Annotated in this window: 25 protein-coding genes and 1 tRNA gene; 14 read left to right on the top strand and 12 right to left on the bottom strand. The window is 61.9% G+C overall.

The window, feature by feature from the left end; translation table 11 throughout:
• Positions 1 to 35: 35 nt before the first annotated feature.
• From BM136_RS08185 to BM136_RS08170, 4 genes are read right to left on the bottom strand one after another with little or no spacing between them, the layout of a single operon-like run.
• Entirely contained in the window at positions 36 to 791 is a 756-nt protein-coding gene (locus BM136_RS08185; protein WP_092971402.1) for an amino acid ABC transporter ATP-binding protein, read from the bottom strand.
• A 29-nt stretch (positions 792 to 820) separates the two neighbouring features.
• Positions 821 to 1513 (bottom strand): amino acid ABC transporter permease, encoded by a 693-nt coding sequence (locus BM136_RS08180; RefSeq protein ID WP_024975903.1) that lies wholly within the window; start codon positions 1511 to 1513, stop codon positions 821 to 823.
• A 4-nt stretch (positions 1514 to 1517) separates the two neighbouring features.
• On the bottom strand, positions 1518 to 2210 hold the full coding sequence (locus tag BM136_RS08175) for an amino acid ABC transporter permease (RefSeq protein WP_092971401.1): 693 nt from the start codon (positions 2208 to 2210) through the stop codon (positions 1518 to 1520).
• 16 nt (positions 2211 to 2226) lie between these two features.
• Positions 2227 to 3063, bottom strand: coding sequence for a transporter substrate-binding domain-containing protein (locus tag BM136_RS08170; RefSeq protein WP_092971871.1), 837 nt, complete (start codon positions 3061 to 3063; stop codon positions 2227 to 2229).
• Between the two features lie 187 nt (positions 3064 to 3250).
• On the opposite strand from BM136_RS08170, the gene BM136_RS08165 reads away from it, so the two are divergent.
• The gene (locus tag BM136_RS08165; RefSeq protein WP_012435357.1) at positions 3251 to 4120 is read left to right on the top strand and encodes a LysR substrate-binding domain-containing protein; all 870 of its coding nucleotides are present in this window, start codon (positions 3251 to 3253) and stop codon (positions 4118 to 4120) included.
• On the opposite strand, the gene BM136_RS08160 is transcribed toward BM136_RS08165, so the two are convergent.
• Complete coding sequence (locus BM136_RS08160) at positions 4113 to 5018, bottom strand: sterol desaturase family protein (RefSeq protein WP_092971400.1); 906 nt, start codon at positions 5016 to 5018, stop codon at positions 4113 to 4115. The genes BM136_RS08165 and BM136_RS08160 overlap by 8 nt on opposite strands.
• 146 nt (positions 5019 to 5164) lie before the next feature.
• On the opposite strand from BM136_RS08160, the gene BM136_RS08155 reads away from it, so the two are divergent.
• Together BM136_RS08155 and dusA are read left to right on the top strand one after the other, a co-directional pair.
• A complete protein-coding gene (locus BM136_RS08155) occupies positions 5165 to 6274 on the top strand; it encodes an enoyl-CoA hydratase/isomerase family protein (RefSeq protein WP_092971399.1) in 1110 nt (369 codons plus the stop codon).
• 44 nt (positions 6275 to 6318) lie between these two features.
• On the top strand, positions 6319 to 7353 hold the full coding sequence (dusA, locus tag BM136_RS08150) for a tRNA dihydrouridine(20/20a) synthase DusA (protein WP_092971398.1): 1035 nt from the start codon (positions 6319 to 6321) through the stop codon (positions 7351 to 7353).
• 72 nt (positions 7354 to 7425) lie between these two features.
• Here dusA and BM136_RS08145 read toward each other — a convergent pair.
• Both BM136_RS08145 and BM136_RS08140 read right to left on the bottom strand, forming a co-directional pair.
• Positions 7426 to 7501: transfer RNA gene (locus BM136_RS08145), tRNA-His, on the bottom strand.
• A gap of 90 nt (positions 7502 to 7591) precedes the next feature.
• Positions 7592 to 7987 (bottom strand): nuclear transport factor 2 family protein, encoded by a 396-nt coding sequence (locus BM136_RS08140; protein ID WP_092971397.1) that lies wholly within the window; start codon positions 7985 to 7987, stop codon positions 7592 to 7594.
• Between the two features lie 132 nt (positions 7988 to 8119).
• On the opposite strand from BM136_RS08140, the gene BM136_RS08135 reads away from it, so the two are divergent.
• Positions 8120 to 9850: a dipeptidase gene (locus BM136_RS08135; protein ID WP_092971396.1), complete on the top strand. Its 1731-nt coding sequence runs from the start codon at positions 8120 to 8122 to the stop codon at positions 9848 to 9850.
• A gap of 16 nt (positions 9851 to 9866) precedes the next feature.
• On the top strand, positions 9867 to 10178 hold the full coding sequence (locus BM136_RS08130) for a cupin domain-containing protein (RefSeq protein WP_092971395.1): 312 nt from the start codon (positions 9867 to 9869) through the stop codon (positions 10176 to 10178).
• Positions 10179 to 10520: 342 nt separating this feature from the next.
• On the opposite strand, the gene BM136_RS25595 is transcribed toward BM136_RS08130, so the two are convergent.
• Positions 10521 to 10706: a hypothetical protein gene (locus BM136_RS25595; protein WP_004626476.1), complete on the bottom strand. Its 186-nt coding sequence runs from the start codon at positions 10704 to 10706 to the stop codon at positions 10521 to 10523.
• A gap of 119 nt (positions 10707 to 10825) precedes the next feature.
• Positions 10826 to 11476 carry a transcriptional repressor LexA gene (gene lexA / locus BM136_RS08115; RefSeq protein ID WP_092971394.1) on the bottom strand — a complete coding sequence of 217 codons (651 nt, stop codon included), beginning with the start codon at positions 11474 to 11476 and terminating at the stop codon, positions 10826 to 10828.
• A 254-nt stretch (positions 11477 to 11730) separates the two neighbouring features.
• Here lexA and BM136_RS08110 point away from each other — a divergent pair, with 254 nt between their 5' ends.
• From BM136_RS08110 to BM136_RS08070, 9 genes are all read left to right on the top strand, one after another.
• Positions 11731 to 12507, top strand: coding sequence for a ferredoxin--NADP reductase (locus BM136_RS08110; RefSeq protein WP_092971393.1), 777 nt, complete (start codon positions 11731 to 11733; stop codon positions 12505 to 12507).
• A gap of 136 nt (positions 12508 to 12643) precedes the next feature.
• A complete protein-coding gene (locus BM136_RS08105; protein ID WP_092971392.1) occupies positions 12644 to 13636 on the top strand; it encodes an asparaginase in 993 nt (330 codons plus the stop codon).
• 93 nt (positions 13637 to 13729) lie between these two features.
• Positions 13730 to 14098 carry a 30S ribosomal protein S6 gene (rpsF, locus tag BM136_RS08100; protein WP_027677553.1) on the top strand — a complete coding sequence of 123 codons (369 nt, stop codon included), beginning with the start codon at positions 13730 to 13732 and terminating at the stop codon, positions 14096 to 14098.
• Between the two features lie 41 nt (positions 14099 to 14139).
• Complete coding sequence (gene priB / locus BM136_RS08095) at positions 14140 to 14466, top strand: primosomal replication protein N (RefSeq protein WP_024975888.1); 327 nt, start codon at positions 14140 to 14142, stop codon at positions 14464 to 14466.
• Between the two features lie 3 nt (positions 14467 to 14469).
• Positions 14470 to 14757: a 30S ribosomal protein S18 gene (gene rpsR, locus BM136_RS08090; protein WP_004626489.1), complete on the top strand. Its 288-nt coding sequence runs from the start codon at positions 14470 to 14472 to the stop codon at positions 14755 to 14757.
• A 24-nt stretch (positions 14758 to 14781) separates the two neighbouring features.
• Positions 14782 to 15234, top strand: a complete 453-nt coding sequence (rplI, locus tag BM136_RS08085; protein WP_092971391.1) for a 50S ribosomal protein L9 — start codon at positions 14782 to 14784, stop codon at positions 15232 to 15234.
• A 141-nt stretch (positions 15235 to 15375) separates the two neighbouring features.
• Entirely contained in the window at positions 15376 to 16764 is a 1389-nt protein-coding gene (locus BM136_RS08080; protein WP_027677550.1) for a replicative DNA helicase, read from the top strand.
• A 149-nt stretch (positions 16765 to 16913) separates the two neighbouring features.
• Positions 16914 to 17540, top strand: coding sequence for a DUF47 domain-containing protein (locus BM136_RS08075; RefSeq protein WP_092971390.1), 627 nt, complete (start codon positions 16914 to 16916; stop codon positions 17538 to 17540).
• 15 nt (positions 17541 to 17555) lie between these two features.
• A complete protein-coding gene (locus BM136_RS08070; protein WP_092971389.1) occupies positions 17556 to 18566 on the top strand; it encodes an inorganic phosphate transporter in 1011 nt (336 codons plus the stop codon).
• Positions 18567 to 18647: 81 nt separating this feature from the next.
• Here BM136_RS08070 and BM136_RS08065 read toward each other — a convergent pair whose 3' ends face one another.
• From BM136_RS08065 to BM136_RS08055, 3 genes are all read right to left on the bottom strand, one after another.
• Positions 18648 to 19397 carry a C40 family peptidase gene (locus tag BM136_RS08065; protein WP_092971388.1) on the bottom strand — a complete coding sequence of 250 codons (750 nt, stop codon included), beginning with the start codon at positions 19395 to 19397 and terminating at the stop codon, positions 18648 to 18650.
• Positions 19398 to 19538: 141 nt separating this feature from the next.
• Positions 19539 to 19964 (bottom strand): hypothetical protein, encoded by a 426-nt coding sequence (locus tag BM136_RS08060; protein WP_092971870.1) that lies wholly within the window; start codon positions 19962 to 19964, stop codon positions 19539 to 19541.
• Between the two features lie 118 nt (positions 19965 to 20082).
• Positions 20083 to 21810, bottom strand: a complete 1728-nt coding sequence (locus BM136_RS08055; RefSeq protein WP_092971387.1) for a PhoH family protein — start codon at positions 21808 to 21810, stop codon at positions 20083 to 20085.
• Positions 21811 to 22128: the final 318 nt, after the last annotated feature.

The raw sequence follows: 22128 nt of genomic DNA, 5'->3' as shown, positions 1-22128 counted from the left end.
ATTACGTGGCGTTGTTGTCGTTGTCGTTGTCGGTGTCAGGCGACGAGTTCAGCTATGCGCGGGGCCGGCCGCAGGACGTCTTGCAGAAAGCGCTGCGCACGCGCGTGCTTCGGTCGGCTGAAGAACTGGTCAGGCGGCGAGTCCTCCAGCAACTCGCCCTGGTCCATGAACCAGACACGGCTCGACACATCGCGCGCGAAGCCCATTTCGTGGGTGACGATCATCATCGTGAGACCGTCGTCTGCCAGCTGGCGCATCACGTGCAGAACCTCTTGCACCATCTCGGGGTCGAGCGCGCTGGTCGGCTCATCAAACAGCATGAGCGGCGGCTTCATCGCCAGCGCCCGCGCAATTGCCACGCGCTGCTGCTGGCCGCCCGAGAGGTTCGCGGGCATCGCGTCGATCTTGTGGGCAAGGCCGACCTTGGCAAGCAGCGCTTCGGCTTGCGCCGTCGCTTCGTCGCGCGACAGACCGAGCACTTTGGTTGGCCCGAGGATCAGGTTCTGCCGCACCGACAGGTTCTGGAACAGGTTGAAATTCTGGAACACGAAGCCGATGCGCGCACGCAATTGGTTGACGCGTACATCGCGTGCATGGACATCGCGTCCTTCGAAGCGGATACATCCGCCGTGGATGGCTTCCAGCCGCGTGACCGTGCGGATCAGCGTGGATTTGCCCGAACCCGAGGGGCCGCACACCACAACGACTTCACCGCGTTCGATGGTGGCATTGATGCCTTTGAGCGCGTGGTAGTCGTCGTAGTACTTGTCGACGTTTTCAAATGCCAGCATGGGATGTGGTCTCCGGCAAGGGTTTGTTCTTAGGCAAGCCCTGCGCGATGGCGGGCAATGCGGCGCTCCAGCTGCCCCGCGAAGCGCGAGATGGCGAAGCACAGAACGAAGTAGAAGGCTGCCAGCACGAGGAAGGTCTCCAGTGGCTTGGTCAGCGTGATGGTGTTGACCTGCGCCGCCGAGTACGTCAGCTCCGGCACGCCAATCACATAGGCGAGCGACGTTGCCTTGATGATCGACACGAACTGGTTGACGATCGACGGCAGCATGTTGGTCAGCGCTTGCGGCAGCTGTACGTAGCGCATGCTCTGCAGCCAGGACAGGCCGTTCGAGCGCGCTGCTTCCATCTGCCCGCGCGGCAGGCCCTCGAGCCCGGCGCGCACGATCTGCGAGAGGAATGCGCTCTCGTAGACGATGATCGCGCAGACGGCCGTGGTGAACGCCGACACTTCCTTGCCCACCAGCAGCGGCACCGCAAAGTAGGCCCAGAAGATGATCATCAGCAGCGGAATGCCGCGCACCAGGCGAGACCAAACACCGGCAATACGACGCAGCCAGCGCCACGGGCTCACGTGCGCCAGGCCGATCAGCACTGCAATCGGAAACGACATCACCAGGCCCAGCACCGAAAGCACCAGCGTCACCGCCACGCCGCCCAGCGGCCCATTCGGCCACGACCCGACCAGAAACAACGCCAGATAGTCATGCAGGATTTCAAGCATGGCGTCAGACCCCCAGTGGCGTCGTGCGTCGCTTGGCAACGCGATCCGACAGCGACATCAGCGCAAGCGTGCCGAGCAGATACAGCAGCGTGGCGATGAGGAACACATCAAACGTGCGGAAGGTGAGGTTGTCGATCTGCCGCGTGCGGTAGAGCAACTCGTGCACGCCGATGGCCATCGCCAGCGAGCTGTTCTTGAACAGCAACAGCGCCTGGTTGAGCAGTGCTGGCAGCGCCACACGAATCCCCTGCGGCAGGATCACGTAACGCAGCGCCTGCAGATGCGTCAGCCCGATCGACCACGCCGCCTCCTGCTGCGTATGCGGGATCGCACGCAGGCCGGAGCGCAGGTCTTCGGAGATGAACGCGCCCGAGTTCAGTGCCAGGGCAATCGCCGCGAAGAAGAACTCGGTGTTGCCGGCGTTGATCCATACCTTGAGCGATTCCGGCAGCAACTGCGGGATGCCGAAATACCACACCAGGATCTGCACCAGCATCGGCACGTTGCGGTGGTATTCGACAACCACAATGACGAACGCCTTGAACACGCGCACCGGCAGCGCACGCAGCGTTGCCAGTGAAACGCCAACGGCGATGGCCAGCAGGCCCGAGACGACAAACAGACGCAACGTGGTCAGGATGCCGTCCCGCAGCAGGCGCAGGTAGCCGTCTTCGAGCAGGAACGAGAGATCGAACATGTCGGCCGCCTTGGGCTTACTGCGGCTTGATCGGTTCGACCTTGTAGTCGCGCGAGAACTTGTAGATCGACTTGGCGCCGAGCCACTTGTCGAAGCTCGTCTGCAGGCCGCTGGACTGGTCGTAATCCGCCAGCACCTTGTTGACGGCTGCCATGAGCGCGGGCTCGTTCTTGTTCATCACCACGCCCCAGCGTTCTTCATAGACGGGCGCCGTCAGCAGGCGATATTGCTGGCCGCCTTTCTGCGCTGCCTCGTTGGCAAAGCGCGCCAGCACGAGCTGCCCCGCCACCAGCCCGTCGACCTTGCCTTGCTGCAAAGCGAGATACGCAGACGAAATATCGTGGAAGGTCAGCAGACGCGAATCCGGCAGGCGCGTGACCGACACCGCTGCCGAGCTGGAACCTTCGGATGCGGCGATTTTCTTGTTGGCAAGCTGATCGAGCGTCTGGATGGGCGAATCAGCCCGCACCAGCACGCGGATTGGCGCAACGAAATATTGGTTGCTGAAATCCACTTGCGCGGCGCGCGCCGGCATCCACGCCACGGCAGCGGCCAGCACATCCACGCGATGTGTCTTCAGTTCAGGAATGCGTGCGTCGGTTGACAGCGCGCGGTGCTCCAGCTTGACGCCCAGCCCCTTGGCCAACGCGCTGCAGACATCCACGTCAAAGCCGACGATCTGCCGCGTGGCGGCGTCGGGAAAGGCGTAAGGCTCGCTGGCGTTCTGGGTGCCGCAGACCAGCGTGCCGCGCGATTTGATGTCGGTCAGCGCGTCTGCGTGCACCACACCTGCCACGCCCAGCGTGCCCAAGGTCAGCGTCGCAGCGGCTTGTGCCCATTTCCATACCCACATGGTGTTCATCCTTTGTATGAAACCGATTCAGTGTCGGACCGCGATTCCCCCGCGGCTCAGGTGTCTGCCTGAACGTATTGTTCGTTCAGTGTTATTTGTATTTCCGGCAGGTTATCGGCCAGAATTGCGCAGAACAATTTAATTTTTGGTCGGAACTGATTAGGGCTTCTGAAGTATCGGGATCGAGATGCGAAATCTGGACATCGATTTGCTGCGCACATTCGTAGCGATCGCACAGCACGAGACGTTTGCCGCAGCAGCGGCACGGGTGGGGCGCACGCAGTCTGCGGTCACGCAGCAGATGCAGCGGCTGGAGGAGGAAATGGGCTGCGCGCTGTTCGAGAAGCGCGGCCGCCACAAGATGATGACGCCCGATGGCGTGCGGCTTGTCGCCTATGCGCACAAGATCCTGGCGCTCAACGACCAGGCCGTGCAGGTGATCCAGACCGGCGGCCCAATCGAGAAAATCCGCATCGGCTCACCGCATGATGTGGCCGATTCGATCTTGCCGAATCTGCTGCGGCGGTTGTCCAAGCTGTCGCCGGAATTGCAGATGGAAATCAACGTTGGACGCAGCCCGTTCCTGATGGACGCGTTGCGCGACAAGACGCTAGACCTGGCGATTTCTACGCGCTATGACGATGCGTTTCCCGGCATCAAGCTGCGCACGTCGCCGATGGTGTGGATCTGCGCGGAAGACTTCATCTTCAATCCCGCCGCGCCGGTGCCGCTGGTCATGGCCGACGAGCTGAGCCTGTTCCGCCAGCTGTCGATCGAGTGCCTGGATGCGCACCACATTCCGTGGCGCACGAGTTACCTGTCGCCCACGCTGACGGGCATCAAGGCTGCGATCAGCGCGGGGCTGGGCGTGACGGCGCGCACGACCGAATTGCTCGACGCCAACATGCGTGTGCTGACTGAAGCCGATGGCCTGCCGCGCCTGCCGGAAGTGGCGTTTTATCTGTACGTGCAGCCGACGTGCACCAGTGCCGTCCTGCGCGATCTGTTCGATTCCACCGATCGCGTCGCCACGCGCTTCGGCCCGCCGTTCATGTGAGCGGCATCGCCTCGACCGCGACTGCAGCACGCGGGCTGCGCCACTCGGGCGGTTTCCACAGGTAGCGAATGTCCCGATCGCGGAACACGTCTGCCCACATGTCGCGCCATTCGTGGAAGGTGAGGGTGATCGGGTTGTGTGTGTGGACCTGCCGCGTGATGCCAAAGACGGGTGCATCTTCCTCTGGCACGAAGCTGCCGAACATGCGATCCCAGATGGTCAGCACGCCGGCGTAGTTGCGGTCGATGTACTGCGGATTCTTGGCGTGGTGCACGCGATGCACTGACGGCGTATTCACGTATTGCCCGAGCCAGCGCCAGAAGCCCGCGTAGCGCGAATCCAGCGCCCCCAGCCGCGTATGGACGAAAAACTGGAACGCGAGGTTCAGGCCCACGGCGAGGATCACCCAGTCCGGCGTAAAGCCGATCCACGCAAGAGGAATCCAGAACAGCCACATGCCGGAAATCGGATAGGTCAGGCTCTGGCGGAACGCCGTCGAAAAATTCATACCTTCCGACGAGTGATGCGTCACATGCGAGGCCCACATCCAGCGCACGCGGTGGCTGGCGCGGTGGAAGAAGTAGTACAGAAAATCCTGCAGCAGCAGGAGCAACCCGAATGACCACCACGTCTCGGGCATCGCACGCAGGCCGTGGCTGTACGTCCACGAATAGACCGTCTTGATCATCAGCCACAGGAAGAACGCATCCGACGCCTGGTGCATGAGCGCAAGGCAGGCGTTTGAAACGGTGTCCTTGAAGCTGTAGACGGACGGATCCCGCTTGCGCCAGTACCACGCCTCAGCGCCGATGGTCAGTAAGAAGATCGGCGCAAAGGCCAGCAGGATCAGGCCTGGGTCGAAACTGGATGCGCCCGGGGTGGCGTTGGCAGGGGTCATTGGATTGTTGTGATGTGTGTCGTCTCCAACCGGCAGGTATACGCCCAACACCCGCGCTGCGAAAGAGGGCGGGCTAGAGCCCTTCCTCGCTTCAATGCGCTGTCGTGTACAGTGCGAGCCGTTATTCCCACAACAACATCCGAGACATGCAATCCACCGTTTCCATCGCGCCTCAGGCTGAAGTCCAACCCAACGTGATCGCCGAAGTACGCGGCGGCATCGGCTGGCTGACGCTGAACCGGCCACAGGCGCTTAACGCGCTGTCGCTGGAGATGATCCGCGCGATGTCGCATGCGTTGCTGGCCTGGCAGCACGATCCGGAAGTCCACGCCGTCATCCTACGTGGCGAGGGCGGCAAGGCCTTGTGTGCGGGCGGCGACATTCGTTTCTTCCACCGCGCCGCCACGGCCGGCGACCCGCAACTCATCACCTTCTTCACGGAGGAATACCGCCTCAACCACCTCATCTTCAGCTATGCCAAGCCCTACATCGCTCTGATGGACGGCGTGGTGATGGGCGGTGGTATGGGCATTTCGCAAGGCGCATCGCTGCGTGTGGTGACCGAGCGCACGAAGATGGCCATGCCCGAAACCAACATCGGTTTGTTCCCAGATGTGGGCGGCGGTTGGTTCTTGGCGCGCGTGCCGGGCCATGTGGGCGAATACCTGGGCGTGACCGGGCAGATGATTGAGGCGGCCGACGCGCTGTCGGTCGGCTTCGCCGACTGCCACGTCACCGCCGAGGCGCTGGCGGCCATCGTCCAGCGCCTGCGTGACGGCAACTGGAGCAGCGCCGAGCAGATCGCTGCCTGCTTTACCGAAGCCGCATCGGCGCCCGATGATGCCAAGGCGCTCATCGCGCCTCACCGCGAGGCTATCGATGACTGCTTCAGTCAGAACAGCGTGCAAGGCATCTTCGCCGATCTGGCCGGCAACACGGATGCCGAATGGGCCGCACAGACCGCCGCGCACATGGCCAAGCGCTCGCCGTTGATGATGGCGGTGACGCTGGAGCTGATCCGTCGCGGCCGCCACACCACGTTGGCAGATGAACTACGCCGCGAGCTGGACATGATGACGCACGTGTTTGCTGAAGGCGACGGTATCGAGGGCATTCGCGCACTCGCGGTCGACAAGGATCATGCGCCAAAGTGGAAGCACGCGAACATCGACGCCGTGCGTGACGATGAAGTGGCTGCGTTCTTTATCTCGCCGTGGCGCCATGAGCAGCATCCGCTGCTGGGGCTGACGGACTAGAACCGGTAAACTGCGCGCCTGGAATTTGAATCGTTGATCTTGCTGTGACCGCTGAACGCCCCACGCTCAACCCTCGCCGCTTGTCGGTGGCCCCGATGATGGATTGGACTGACCGACATTGCAGGTTCTTCCATCGCCAGATCTCGCGCCACACGTGGCTCTACACGGAAATGGTGACCACCGGCGCGCTGCTGCACGGCGACGTCCCGCGCCACCTCGATTTCGACGAGGTCGAGCACCCCGTGGCACTGCAGCTCGGCGGCAGCGAACCTGATGATCTCGCCCAGGCCGCGCGCCTCGGCCAGCAATGGGGCTACAAGGAAATCAACCTCAACTGCGGCTGCCCGTCGGAGCGCGTGCAGCGAGGTGCGTTCGGCGCGTGCCTGATGGCCGAACCGAAGCTCGTCGCCCAGGGTGTCAAGGCGATGCGCGACGCGGTGTCGATTCCGGTCACGGTCAAGCACCGCATCGGCATCGACGCCATCGAGACCTACGATTTCGTGCGCGATTTCGTCGGCACCATCGCCGAGGCGGGTTGTGAGACCTTCATCGTCCACGCGCGCAACGCCATTCTGAAAGGCCTGAGCCCCAAGGAAAATCGCGAGATTCCGCCGCTGCGGCATGAAGTCGTCTACCAGCTCAAGCGTGATTTTCCGCATCTGGAAATCCTGCTTAACGGCGGGGTGCAGACGCTGGAGCAGATCGACACGCACCTTGCGCACGTTGATGGCGTCATGATCGGCCGCGAGGCGTATCACCATCCGCATCTGATGGCGGTGTTCGATGCGCGGTACTACGGCGCAGGCACCGAGGCCCTCACGCGCGCAGAGGTGGAAGACGCGATGATCGGCTACGTCGGCCGCTGGGTAGAGCGCGGCGGCTACGCTGGGGCGGCGGTGCGCCATATGCTGGGGCTGTATCGCGGCGTGGCGGGCGCGCGGGGCTGGCGGCGCGTGCTGTCGGATTCCAAGGCGCTTGGCCGCGTCAAGACGCTGGCCGACGCCCACGCGCTCTTCGACGAGGCGCGGGCGCACCTGCGGCGCGGCGAAGAATCGAACGATGAGGCGGTAGCGGTTTGACGCCCGAAGGGGTGGGGTGCTCCGACCGCTGAATGCAAAAAAGCCCGCGAATGCGGGCTTTTTCTTGAATCTTGGGGTGACTGATGGGATTCGAACCCACGACAACCAGAATCACAATCTGGGACTCTACCAACTGAGCTACAGCCACCATTGTTCCTTGAGCAGCGCCTCGCCGTTCAAGGAAACAGCGATTATACAAACATTCTTTCGACTTGCCTAGAGGGTTTCGCAAGGGAGTTCAACGAGCTTCCGCCACGACCGTTCCCTGGTGGTACACAATCTTCCAGCCATCCGCTGTTCGCCGCCACAACGTCGCCCGGCGCGTCGTCCGGTTCGATTGCACCAGCGTGTACGTCAGCAAGTAGTTGTCCGGCGCAATCTCCTGGCAGCGGAAATCGCGCGTTTGCCAGAAGTCCTCGCCGATATGGCCGTGCCGGGCATCGAGAACGCCGAGCACATAGCTGCGGCTATACCGCTGACCCGAGGCGCCTGTTTCCCAGAAATCTTCCGTGGTCATGCGCTCAAAATCTTCGCGGCGCGTGCCTAATTCGGGGCGATGGAAGATCGGTTCGCGCCGGCGCAGTTCTTCCAGCACGCTCAGCAGACCGGGGGCGGTATCAAGAGACGGTTCCATGCGGCAAGCCTCCTGGGAAAGTTCCAAGCATACCGCGCAGCGAGCGTGGCTTAGCGTTTTTCGCGGTGCACAATGCATGGCTTGCGCTTCGCCCCTATGATGGCGCCTTTCCCTTTTCCGGAAACCACTCCGATGCAACGCACTGCCCGTATTGGCCTGTCTTCGCTGACGATCGCACTGTCGCTGGCTTGCGGCACCGGCGCCTTTGCCGCCACGCTTCAGAAACCGCAACTCGATGCGCTGCTCGCCGCCGAACAATCCAAGGCATCTGCTGACCTGAACAGCTTTCTAGCGGCAGCCGCCAAGGCTGATCCGCGGGTCGCAGGCAGTGTTGCCGCGTACCAGAAGAAGGCCGCGCTCACTGGCGACGACCTCGTCAACATCGGGCGTCTGCTCGGTCTGTACAACCGCCTGCACAACCAGCAGGCCGTGATCGCCTCGATCGAGAAGATGGTCGCGCTGCCCACGGTGCGCGACGACAAGATTCCGCAGTACGAAAACCCTGCCATCGTCGCGTTTGGGAAGCTGATCGAAGGCATGGCGCACGACTTTGGCCTGAAATACCGCAACGTCGATAACCGTGTATTTGAAGTCACGCTGCCCGGCACCGGTTCGGACGAATTCGGCATCCTGACACACGCTGATGTCGTACCCGCAAAGCCCGAAGAATGGGTGCTCGGCGACGGCACGAAGCTCGATCCGTTCAAGGTCACGCGCGTCGGCAATTTGCTGTACGGCCGCGGCACGATTGACGACAAAGGCTCGATTGCCGCCGCCATGTACGCCATGAAAACGGTCAAGGACAGCGGCGTGCCGCTCGCGCGGACGATCCGTCTGATGATCGAAACCACCGAAGAAACGGGTGGCGATGGCATGAAGTACTACCGCGAGCACACGCAATTGCCTGCGTACAACATCGTGCTCGACAGCAAATACCCGGCCGTGGTTGCCGAGAAAGGCACCGGCGCGCTGAAGGTGTTCTTCCCTGCGCAGGCCGGCGATGCCTCGCATACGGCCATCGTTTCGATGACGGGCGCGGCGTCGGCCAGCTCGGTCCCGCAGACGGCCACCGCCACGCTCAAGGGCGGCGATCTGGGCGTGGCAGCCGCCGCGCTCGAAGCCAAGCGCGATGCGTTCGTGAGCAGCTTGGCCGCACAGGGCAAGTTTTCGATCGACATCACACGCACCGCAGACAGCCTTGTCGTTAAGGTGACCGGCACGTCGGCGCACGGCTCGCGCCCGGAGGAGGGCGTCAACCCGCTGCCGCGTCTGGCGCTGTTCCTGCGGGCAGCTGATCTCGGCCTCGCAGACAACGCTTACGCCCACGCCGTGCGCTATCTGACCGACCTTTATGGCACGGACTACCTCGGCAACACCATGGGCCTTGCCTACAAGGACGACTTCATGGGGCCCCTCACCATCTCGCCTACGGTGATCGGTGACAAGAACGGCCGCGTGGAGGTGACCGCCAACGTGCGCATGCCGCGCGGCAAAACGCCCGACGCGCTGCGCGGTGAGATCGCCGGCAAGATCAACGCGTGGGCCAACGCCAACCACGTCGCCCTTGAGATCAACCACGATCAGGGCAACTGGATGGCGCGTGATCCAAAGGGGGCATGGTTGTCGACGCTGCTCAACATTTACGGTGACACGACGGGCCTTGACGCCAAGCCCGTCCCCACGGCCGGCAGCACGACCGCCAAGCTGATGCCGAATGCCATCAACTTCGGCCCCGCGATGCCCGGCAAGAAGTACACCGCGCACAACGCCAATGAGTACAAGGAAGTGCCGGACCTCGACCTCGATATGCAGATGTTCACCGAGATGCTGGTACGTATCGGCAATCTGCAGTCGATGCAGTAAACGAGACGCGATCGCCATGAAGATCATTCGCGCCAAGTCGTTCACTGCCGAGCGTGCCTGGGGCGCGCTCGACATTGCCAATATGAGCGGCATTACCACGCGCCTGCATTGGACGGACCAGCCTTATCGCTGGCATGTGAACGACGGCGAAGAGGTGTTCGTGGTGCTCGACGGCACGGTCGACATGCATTACCGCGAAGCCGGCGAAGAGAAGGTCGCGACGCTGGAGCACGGCGACATCTTCTTTGCCGGCGTCGGCTGCGAGCATGTGGCGCACCCGCGCGGCGAGGCAAGAATTCTCGTCGTCGAGAAAGCCGGGAGCGTTTAGCGGCTCGCCGGATGGTTGCAGCGAAAAAAAAGCCCGCAACTGCGGGCTTTGAATTCAGCGATCTCATTGCCCCTGAGGGCACTGGCAATACTACTGTCACGTACGCCAAACAACATCCGGGTAAACGTCCGTTTTGCTGACGGAACATCGTTGAATGTGCCGCTGCAGCAACTTGCGAACAGAAAAAACAGCCCGCTCAAACGGCGGGCCGAAAATCAGTTGAAGAAAGCCCTGTCCTCAGGGCACGGCAAGTGTATGAAATCAGTTGCGGCGACAGCATTGGGGTATGCCCTGATCGGCCGCGGCGGCGCCCTTCACAGCCCTTCATCGTCTTACTTTCCCTCAGCAGCTTTCGGCGCCAGCAGTACGTGAAGCCGCCGGAATCGCATCGAGCATGCGGCAGATGGCGGCCATGCTGCCAACCATCGTGCGGCGTTGCTCCCCCTGATAAATGCGCACGCCCTGGGTTTGGCGGAAAGGTACCGGCTGTACCGGGCGGCGGCGGGAAGACATCGATCCGAGTCGCATGGCAGACCTCGTGAGTTCGGGTGGAAAAGCGAGTGGCAAGACTCCGCCCTGGCGAGCCGATGGCTCACCTCCAGGTTGGATCAAACAGCGAAGGTTTGGCGCTGAGATGCGCCGGAGACTTACGGAGCAGCAGGCCGGATCAGACCGACGGCCAAGCCCTCCAGGTGAAACTCATCACGATCCAGATCAACGTGGATCGGTTCGAAATCCGGGTTTTCGGCAATCAGCTCGACATGGCGGCCCTTGCGCTGGAAGCGCTTGACCGTGACGTCGTCACCCAGTCGAGCCACCACGATCTTGCCGTTGGTGGCTTCGGCGGCGCGCTGCACGGCCAGGAGATCGCCATCCAGAATGCCGGCGTCGCGCATGCTCATGCCACGCACCTTCAGCAGAAAATCGGGCTGCGCAGAGAACAGGGACGGGTCGACCTGATACTGGCGATCAATGTGCTCTGCGGCCAGGATTGGACTACCGGCAGCCACGCGGCCCACCAGCGGCAGCGTCAATTGCATCAGCCCCATCGACGGCAGCGAGAACTGATGCTGTGCCGCGTCGCCGGCCGCACGCAGTCGAATGCCGCGAGAGGCGCCCGGCGTCAGTTCGATCACACCCTTGCGTGCCAGCGCACGCAGGTGTTCCTCGGCCGCATTGGGCGATGAGAAACCGAACTCTGCGGCAATCTCGGCGCGTGTGGGCGGAAAGCCCGTGCGCTGGATCGTCTGGCGGATCAGGTCGTAAATCTGCTGTTGGCGAGGGGTGAGGGCGGCCATTGGCGTACTGTATATTTGAACAGGTGCTGTGATTTTATACAGTGACGCGGGAAGCGCAAGTGATTTTGTTGTGACGTGTTGCGCGAGCGCCCGCTGCTTATGACCGGCGTCAAAACCCATGCGAGTGGTTAGAAGCTTATGCGCAATCCATGCAGGCGCGGCTGCGGGGAATCGCATAAAATCAAGGCCTTGACCGATTTTTTGCATTGCCACATAGCCCGATTGAACTCCGTTGGGCTGGCCCGAACGTCACCATGTCCGCCTTCAATCAAGAGACCGTTCTGAGCGTCCATCACTGGAACGACTCGCTGTTCAGCTTCAAGACCACGCGCGATCAGGCGCTGCGCTTCCATAACGGCCACTTCGTCATGATCGGGCTGGAAGTCGAGGGCAAGCCCTTGATGCGCGCCTACAGCATTGCCAGCCCGAACTATGAAGAGCACCTTGAGTTCTTCAGCATCAAGGTGCAGAACGGCCCGCTGACGTCGCGCCTGCAGCATCTGAAAGTGGGCGACAAGCTGCTGGTGAGCAAGAAGCCGGTCGGCACGCTCGTGCTCGATGACCTGCTGCCTGGCAAGAACCTGTATCTGTTCGGCACTGGCACTGGCCTCGCACCGTTCATGAGCATCATCCAAGACCCGGACACCTACGAACGCTTCGAGAAGGTCGTGCTGCTGCACGGTGTGCGCCAAGTGAGCGAGCTGGCCTATGCCGACTTCATCACCCGCGAATTGCCGAATAACGAGTTCTTCGGCGATCAGGTGCGCGAGAAGCTGATCTATTACCCGACCGTCACGCGCGAGCCGTTCCGCAACATGGGCCGACTGACTGACCTCGTCGAGAACGGCAAGCTGTCCGCCGACATCGGTCTGCCTCCGATGGACCCGGCCGTCGATCGCGCCATGATCTGCGGTAGCCCAGCCATGCTGGAAGACACTTGCAAGCTGCTCGATGCCCGTGGTTTCAAGATTTCGCCTCGCATGGGCGAAGCCGGTGACTACGTGATCGAACGCGCCTTCGTCGAGAAATAATCGACACTGCTTCCGTTCCAAACGCCGGCCTGTGTGCCGGCGTTTTGTTTTCTGGGCGCCCAGGGCAATCCCGCGTCGGCAAAGGCGGGGCGGGCGGATACAATGCGCGCCTTGCCCACAACGCATGTCTGCAACGATGTCCTTGCCTACCATCGCCATCCTCGCCACCGGCGGCACAATCGCTGGCTCTGCTGACGACGCTGGCTCCGCCGCGCGCTATCGCGCTGGCGCCGTCCCCATCGATCAACTGCTCGCGGCCAGCAAACTTGGTTTGGAGCGCATCGCCAACGTGCGCGCCGAGCAGGTCGCCCAGATCGACAGCAAGGACCTGACGTTCGACGTATGGGAAAGGCTGGTCGCGCGTATTCGTCACTGGATCGACGTCGAGCGCGTGGATGGCGTGGTCATCACGCACGGTACCGACACGCTTGAAGAAACCGCGATGCTGTTGCACCTGACGCAGCAGACGGATACGCCGATCGTCCTGACGGCGGCGATGCGGCCGTCGACGTCGCTGTCGGCGGATGGTCCTCTGAATCTGCTGAACGCGGTGCGATTGGCCGCCAGTTCGTCTGCGCGCGAGCGTGGCGTGCTGGTGGCGATCAACCAGCGCGTGCATGCCGCCCGCGATGTGCAAAAGGCGCACACTTACGCGGTCGAGGCCTTTGTTTCGCCGGATGTGGGGCCGCTGGGTTTCGTGCTCGACGCCCAAGTGCAGTTTCAGCGTGCTGCGCAGCGCGTGACTGCAGAGGAAGTTCTGCCGATGCCGCCAGCGGGACAGTGGCCATGGGTGGAAGTGGTGGCGAGCTATGTGCAACCCGATGCGCATGTCGTTGATGCGTTAGTCGCGGCGGGCGTGAAGGGGTTGGTAATTGCCGCAACAGGCGCGGGCTCTATCCATGCGAATCTCGAGGCGGCGTTGAACCGGGCGAGTCAGCAGGGCGTTTTCGTGCTGCGCTCCACGCGTACCGGGGCTGGCTTGGTGCCCGCGCAACCTAGTGGAGAGCGCTGGGCCTCGAGCGGATCGCTGAACCCATATAAGGCGCGTGTGCTCTTGACGTTGCTTCTGGCCTCGGGGCGCGCCCAGGCAGAAGTTGCCTCTCTGCAGCAAGTCATTGATCGATATTGAAAAAATCTCCAAGGCCTGCGTATAATGGCAGGCTAACCAACCTTGCTGCACCGGAGTGTGACGCCCGGGCGGCTTAATCCACAAGGAGCGTCAATGCGTCATTACGAAATCGTATTTATCGTCCATCCGGACCAGAGCGAGCAAGTGCCCGCGATGATCGAGCGCTACAAGAGCACGGTCACCACGCAAGGCGGCCAAGTGCACCGCGTCGAGGACTGGGGCCGTCGTCAACTGGCCTACATGATCCAGAAGCTCGCAAAGGCTCACTACGTGTGCCTGAACATCGAGTGCGGCAAGGAGACCCTGGCTGAGCTCGAGCACGCGTTCAAGTTCAACGACGCCGTGCTGCGTCACCTCATCGTTCAGACCAAGAAGGCTGAAACGGCGCCCTCGCCGATGATGAAGGAAGTCGCACGCGAAGAGGCCAAGAAGGCCGCCGCTCAGACCGAACAGGCCGCCTGATGCCGCGCGGTGCTGCGCAAGCCTGACCGCGCATCACCAGCATGAACGAAACCCACGGGGATAACGCTATCAATCGCCTGCAGCTCGTCGCTACTCTGGTCGAGCGCGAGGTGATGCGATACACCCCAGCCGGCGTACCGATCGTCAATTGTCTTCTGGCATACAGCGGGCAGGCGGTCGAAGCGCAAACAGTGCGGCAGATCGAGTTTTCGATGGAAGCGCTGGCAGCCGGCAAGATGGCTTCCGTTCTGGATCGCATCGCTCCGGGCACTGTCCTGGATTGCGTAGGATTCCTGGCTCGCAAGCACCGCAGCAGTAAGGCACTGGTCTTTCACATCTCCGGATGTAACGTATTCGTAAAGGATTGAATCATGGCATTCATGAACAAGAAGCAGCGCGACGCGAAGAACAAGAAGCGCTTCCAGCAGCAAAACCCGTTGTTCAAGCGCAAGAAGTTCTGCCGCTTCACGGTGGCCGGCGTTGAACAGATCGACTACAAGGATCTGGACACGCTCAAGGACTTCATCGGCGAGAACGGCAAGATCACCCCGGCCCGCCTGACCGGCACGCGCGCGATCTATCAGCGCCAGCTGGACACGGCCATCAAGCGCGCACGTTTCCTCGCGCTGATGCCGTACACCGATCAGCACAAGCACTAATCAGCGGGATAAGGAGAACTCACAATGCAAATTATTCTGCTCGAGAAGGTCGTCAACCTGGGTAACCTGGGCGACGTGGTGCGTGTGAAGGATGGTTACGCACGTAACTTCCTGATCCCGAACAAGCAAGCCCGCCGCGCTACGGATTCCGCCATCAAGGAATTCGAAGCCCGCCGCGCTGAGCTAGAAAAGCTGGCCGCTGAAAAGCTGGCTGCCGCGCAAGCCGAAGGCGAGAAGCTGAACGGTCTGACGCTGCAACTGTCGCAAAAGGCTGGTGTGGATGGCCGTCTGTTCGGCTCCGTCACGAACCACGACATCGCTGACGCACTGGTTGCGCAAGGCTTCAAGGTTGAGAAGGCGCAAGTGCGTCTGCCGAACGGTCCGCTGAAGATCGTGGGCGACCACCCGGTCGTCGTCTCGCTGCACACCGACGTGGCAGTTGACGTGAACGTGTCGGTGCTGGGCGACGCCGCCTAAGCACGCGCGCAGCACCTCGCGGCGCCCGGGTCACCGATCGACGCGAGTCAAGAAGGCAGGGACGAAAGTCTCTGCCTTTTTTGTTGTCCTTTGTATCAGGGGTCCAGATTGAAGACCGAGCAGCGCCGCTATAATCCCGCCATGAACGCGCCCTCCGATCCCCAGCTCGATTCCCTCAAGGTGCCCCCGCATTCCATCGAGGCCGAACAGTCGGTGCTTGGCGGGTTGTTGCTGGATAACGCCGCTTGGGATCGCATTGCCGATTTCATCAATGAGCACGATTTCTACCGCTACGACCACCGGCTGATCTTCCACAACATCGGCAAGCTGATCTCGCAGGCCAAGCCGGCTGACGTGATCACGGTGTACGAGCAGTTGCAGGCCGCTGGCAAGGCGGAAGAGGTGGGCGGCCTGGCCTACCTGAATGCGCTGGCGCAGAACACGCCGAGTGCTGCCAACATCCGTCGCTATGCGGAAATCGTCCGTGACCGCGGCGTGCTGCGCCAACTTGTGACGATCGCCGACGAGATTTCCGCCGGAGCCTTCAACCCGCAGGGGCGCGACGTGCGCCAGTTGCTGGACGAGGCCGAATCCAAGGTGTTCGCGATTGCCGAAGAAGGTTCGCGCGGGCAGAAGGGCTTTCTGGAAATCCAGCCGCTGCTGACGCAAGTGGTCGAGCGCATTGACGAGCTGTACCACCGCGATAACCAGAGCGACATTACCGGCGTGCCGACGGGCTTCGTCGACCTCGACCGCATGACCAGCGGTATGCAAGGCGGCGATCTGATCATCGTGGCCGGTCGCCCATCGATGGGTAAGACGGCGTTCTCGCTGAACATCGGCGAACACGTTGCGGTGGAGCAAGGCCTGCCGGTGGCCGTGTTCTCGATGGAAATGGCGGGCACGCAGCTCGCCATGCGTATGCTGGGTTCGGTCGGGCGATTGGATCAGCACCGGCTGCGTACCGGCCGCTTGCTCGACGAGGATTGGCCGCGCCTGACGCATGCCATCCAGAAGATGAACGACGCGCAGCTCTTCATTGACGAGACGCCCGCGTTGAACCCGATGGAATTGCGTGCGCGCTCGCGGCGGCTAGCACGGCAGTGCGGGCAGCTCGGCCTGATCGTCATCGATTACCTGCAACTGATGTCCGGCTCGGGTGGTGGCGAGAACCGTGCGACCGAAATTTCGGAAATCTCGCGTTCGCTGAAAGGTCTGGCGAAGGAGCTCAACTGCCCGGTGATCGCGCTGTCGCAGTTGAACCGAAGCCTGGAACAGCGCCCGAACAAGCGCCCTGTGATGTCGGATTTGCGTGAATCCGGCGCTATCGAACAGGATGCCGACGTGATCTTGTTCATCTATCGGGACCAGGTCTACAACCCCGATTCTCCGGACAAAGGTACGGCAGAAATCATTATCGGTAAGCAGCGTAACGGCCCAATTGGTACCGTTCGTCTCACGTTCCTGGGGGAATACACGAAGTTCGATAACTTCACCGGGGGCAATGCGTTCTTTGACAACGATACGTAACCTGTAATTCGTGTCGGCCCGCCACAACGTGCCACGTATTTCGCGAGGCCGGTTCCGGTAAAATATTGCGTTTTAATGACAGCGCCGGCGGTGATCCCGTCCGGCGTTGTTTTTACGACTCCTGCTTTTTTCCGTTCCCAAGGATCATCATGTTCGGTCGCTTCATGCCCACCGAAGGCAAGTTTTTTGAGTACTTCAACCAGCACGCCGAGTGCGCCGTCAAGGCGGCCCATGCACTCAAGGAGCTGGTCAATGACTTGCCCAATGCCGAAATGCATGCACGCAATGTGCAGAACTTTGAAAAGAAGGCCGATCGCATCACGCATGACACGATCGAGTTGCTGCACAAGACCTTCATCACGCCGCTCGACCGCGACGAGATCCACAAGCTGATCACGACGATGGACGACATCCTCGACCTGATGGAAGACGTGTCGCTCACCATCTCGTTGTATGACGTGACCAACCTGACGGACGAATCGCGCCAGCTCGCCATGATCTGCGTGGCTTGCTGCGAGGAAGTCCGCAAGGCCGTGGCGCTGCTCAGTGACATGAACAACGGCCGTCAGATCCTCACCATCGCCCAGGAAATCGACCGTCTGGAGTCAGAGGCCGATCGCGTGATGCGTGCCGCCATGGCCAAGCTGTTCCGCACCGAAAACGACATCAAGCTGCTGATCAAGCTGAAGGCGATTTACGAGCAACTGGAGAGCGTCACAGACCGTTGCGAGGATGTTGCCAACATCATCGAAGGCATCGTGCTCGAAAACGCCTGACGAGACGACGCCCTCATGCATACGCTTCAGATCAGTCTCTGGGTGGTCGTTCTGCTGGTGGCGCTGGCCATCGTGTTCGACTTCATGAATGGCTTCCACGACGCGGCTAACTCCATTGCGACGGTGGTGTCGACCGGCGTGCTCAAGCCGCAGCAGGCGGTGGCGATGGCCGCAGCCTGCAACGTGATCGCCATTTTCATCTTCCACCTCAAGGTGGCAACCACGGTGGGGCGCGACACAATTGATCCGTCCATCGTTGATCATTACGTCATCTTTGGGGCGTTGGTCGGCGCTATCGCGTGGAACATCATCACGTGGTACTACGGCATTCCGTCCAGCTCGTCGCACGCGCTGATCGGTGGCCTGGTGGGCGCGGCTGTGGCCAAGTCGGGCACGGGCTCGCTGGTGGCCGGTGGCTTGCTCAAGACGGTGGCGTTCATCCTGATTTCGCCGTTGCTGGGTTTTATCCTCGGCTCGCTGCTGATGGTGGCGGTGTCCTGGCTGTTCTTCCGAACGCCGCCATCCAAGGTGGACCGATGGTTCCGGCGCTTGCAGTTGCTCTCGGCCTCCCTGTACAGCTTGGGCCATGGCGGCAACGATGCCCAGAAGACCATCGGCATCATCTGGATGCTGCTGATTGCGGGCGGCTACGCATCGGCCACTGCAACTGAACCGCCGATCTGGGTCATCGTGTGCTGCTATGTGGCGATCGGTCTCGGTACGCTGCTGGGCGGCTGGCGGATCGTGCGGACGATGGGTCAGAAGATCACCAAGCTCAAACCGGTCGGCGGTTTCTGCGCTGAAACCGGTGGCGCCATGACGCTGTTCTTGGCATCGGCGTTGGGTGTGCCAGTGTCGACGACGCATACCATCACCGGCGCCATCGTCGGCGTGGGATCTGCGCAGAAGGCTTCCGCTGTGCGCTGGGGTGTGGCCGGCAACATCGTCTGGGCATGGGTTTTGACGATTCCCGCATCCGCGTTCATGGCGGCAATTGCCTGGTGGATCGGCCGACACGTGCTGTAAGCCGACCGCAGGTCGACATCGAAAAAAACGAAACGCCCACCAAATCGGTGGGCGTTTTGCATTGGGTGAGCGCCGCGTTAGTTATTGCGTTGCGAAGCGCGCGATGGGGTCATCGTCCGCAGGAGCCGTCGCAGCGGCGGGCCCGCGCGTCGACATCAGGTTGTCGGTTTGAGCATCGCGTGCGCGGGCGAGGGTACCCAGGAGATCATCATCGATCGGACGGGGGGGGCTGACGGGTGCCGGAACCATCGGTGCGACGATCGGTGCTGGTGCATCCGGCAGGTTGCTTACGGCCACGACGCGGCGCGCGCCCATGTAGCGGCTTGCCCAGTAAGACTTGGTCATGTCTTCCAGGCGCACGGTGCCACCCGTGGCTGGTGCATGGACAAACCGGTTCTGGCCCACATAGATGCCGACGTGCGAGTTCGGCTGGCCGGTCGTGTTGAAGAAGACGAGGTCGCCCGACGCGACGTCGCGGCGATCCAATAACGTGCCGCGGCGGCCCATTTCGGCGGCGGTCCGTGGCAGATTCACAGAAGCAGCGCGCTGCACGACGTAGCGCACGAGCCCACTGCAATCGAAGCCGCTGTCGGGTGTATTGCCGCCGTAGCGGTAGGGGGTGCCGACCAGCGCCATCGCCTCAATGGAGATTTCTTCCAGACCGGCGCTGGGGTCGTGGATCGGGGCGCCGCGTGTGCGCAGGCCCGCGTCGCGCGAGGCGGTGGAGCGGGTAGGCGTTGACGAGCAGGCGGACAGCAGGCAGACCAGCGCAAGCAGAGCGGTGCCTGCTACTCGGGTATTGCCAAAGGAAGAGCTGTACCGCGTCAGCATGCGCCATCAGGAGAGTCTGGATAGCGAGCATGCTATGCGCGCCGCGTCAGAAAGCCAAACAGCGTGTTGGCGAGGCGCAACGCCAAGCGGGGTGCGGGTCTGCGGATTTTGCCCCGATGGCGTCGCGTTTTGCGGGCAGTTTTACCAGCGTAGCTGGACGCTGCGCGTGCTGCCGGTCTGCACCGTTGCGCGCTTGGTGGCGCCCTGGTACGTGGCGATGACGTTATAGCTGGCCGGCGGGGCCTTGATCAGGCAGCGTGGGCCATCGGCGCGAAAGCTTGCCACCTCCTTGCCGTGTCGCGTGAGCTGCACGTCGACGTCGGCGAGATACTCGCCGCGTGCGCCTTGCGTGAACAGCAGAGACAGGTTGTAGTTGCGCGCCTCGCTGTTCAGCGCCTGCTGCTCGTCCTGTGCAACGCCGCCGCAGACGTAGCTGATCTGGCCGGCGGTCTTTGGCGTGAGGTCGTCGGCGAGCGCAATGGAGGCGCCGGCGGACAGCATCATCGCCAGCGCGGCCGACGTCAGGGTCAAGCGCGATCGGGTCTGCAGGTTTTGCTGCATGGGCATCATTGGCCTCCATCGGGAAAAAGAGAGGTGCCCGATCTGCAGCAAAAAAAAGGCCACGCGATTGCGTGGCCTGATGGCACAACGATTTGCGGCAGACAAATTTGTTGTCGCGTGATTTTTACAGCACGTCAGAGGCGTGATCCGCGAGTCGCGAGCGCTCGCCGCGCGCCAACGTGATATGCCCGCTGTGGCTCCATCCCTTGAAGCGATCCACTACATAAGTCAGGCCCGACGAACCTTCCGTCAGATACGGCGTGTCGATCTGCGCGATGTTCCCCAGGCAGACGATCTTGGTGCCGGGGCCTGCGCGCGTGACGAGCGTCTTCATCTGCTTGGGTGTCAGGTTTTGCGCCTCGTCGATGATCAGGAACTTGTTGACGAAGGTGCGGCCGCGCATGAAGTTCATGCTCTTGACCTTGATGCGCGAGCGGATCAGCTCCTGCGTGGCAGCGCGGCCCCATTCGCCGGCGTTGTCGTCGGATTTTTGCAGGACTTCGAGGTTGTCGTCGAAGGCACCCATCCACGGCTGCATTTTCTCTTCTTCCGTGCCGGGCAGGAAGCCGATGTCTTCACCCACGGGCACCGTGGCGCGCGTGATGATGATCTCGTTGTAGAGCTTCTGATCCAGCACTTGCTCGAGGCCTGCCGCGAGTGCCAGCAGCGTCTTGCCCGTGCCGGCTTGGCCCAGCAGCGAAACGAAGTCGACTTCCGGATGCATCAGCAGGTTCAACGCGAAGTTCTGCTCGCGGTTGCGCGCGGTCACGCCCCAGACGTTGTTTTTCTGGTGCGTGTAGTCCTTGAGCGTTTGCAGCACGGCGGTTTTGCCGTTCAGCTCCTTGACCTGTGCATACAGCGGCAGGCTGCCGTCATTCGGCTCCAGGAAAACAAACTGGTTGACCAGGAACGACGGCACCAGCGGCCCGGACAAGCGGTAGAACGTCGTGCCCGTCTTCGGGTCCTGCCAGCTCTCGATGTTCTTGCCGTGCTTCTGCCAGAAGTCTGTCGGCAGCGCCATGATGCCGCTGTAGAGCAGGTCGGTGTCTTCCAGCACGCGATCGTTGAAGTAGTCCTCCGCCGGCAGGCCGAGGGCGCGTGCCTTGATCCGCATGTTGATGTCTTTGGACACCAGCACGACTGATCGGTCCGGACGTTGCTGTTGCAATGCGGCCACCACACCAAGGATCTGGTTGTCCGCTTTGCCCTGCGGCAGGCCATCGGGCAGCTTGATGTCGTTCAGACGCGTCTGGAAGAACAGGCGTCCCTGCGCATCGCGGTTGCCGAGCTTGGCCAGAGGAAGGCCGTCGTCCATGACACCATCGGTGCCAGCCACGAGCTGGTCGAGCGTGCGGCTGACCGTGCGGGCATTGCGCGCAACTTCGCTCATGCCCTTCTTGTGGTTGTCCAGCTCTTCCAACGTCATCATCGGCAGATAGACGTCGTGCTCTTCAAAACGGAAGAGCGATGTCGGATCGTGCATCAGGACGTTGGTGTCAAGCACGAACAGCTTGGCGGGGCCTTCATCGCGGCGGTCGCGCCGGCGGGCAGCGGTTTCGGTCGATTTGCCGGTCGCGCTTACCTTGTCGACGGCCTTGGCGAGGATGCCGGCGTGTTCGCGTGAAGTCTCTTTCGCCATGGGGGACGCTTCGCCCGAGCGGGCGCGGGCCGTGCTGGCTGCATTGCGTTTGGGTTGCGCACGGCCGGTTTCTGACAGCGCCTCGCGCTCGAGCGCTGGCACCGGTTTTCGAGGTTCCTGACCCGCCTTCGGCTTTCCGGCTTTGCCGAAAGGCTTGAATTCAGCCGGGTCAAGCAATTGGGCTGGCTGGGTGGGCATGGTCGGCAGCGGCATGCTTCGATTACCTCTCTGGCTGGAACAACGACGAAACACCGTCCGCGCATATGGCGAGGCGGTGCTGGCGGAAAACGCGGGAAAACGGATGGGCACGTCGCGGCGTCTGATGTGCGGACGACGGCCACAAAAAAGCCGCCATGACCTGCGAGAGGTGGGGCGGCCTAGGTGAACGCCACGACAAGCTGCACGATTCGGACGTTCTGCCCGGCCTGCTTGCCGGGAAAAACGCAGAAGCGGTATCAGGCCAACTTGGCCGCCGGTACCGTCGTGGGCTATCGGAATGGCATCCGGGTTTCGTACTCATCGGTTCCGACT

It is taken from the genome of Ralstonia sp. NFACC01 (assembly GCF_900115545.1).
Lineage (GTDB): Bacteria > Pseudomonadota > Gammaproteobacteria > Burkholderiales > Burkholderiaceae > Ralstonia > Ralstonia mojiangensis.
Note: the sequence above shows the minus strand (reverse complement) of the source record. Positions and strands in the feature narration are given on the sequence as shown.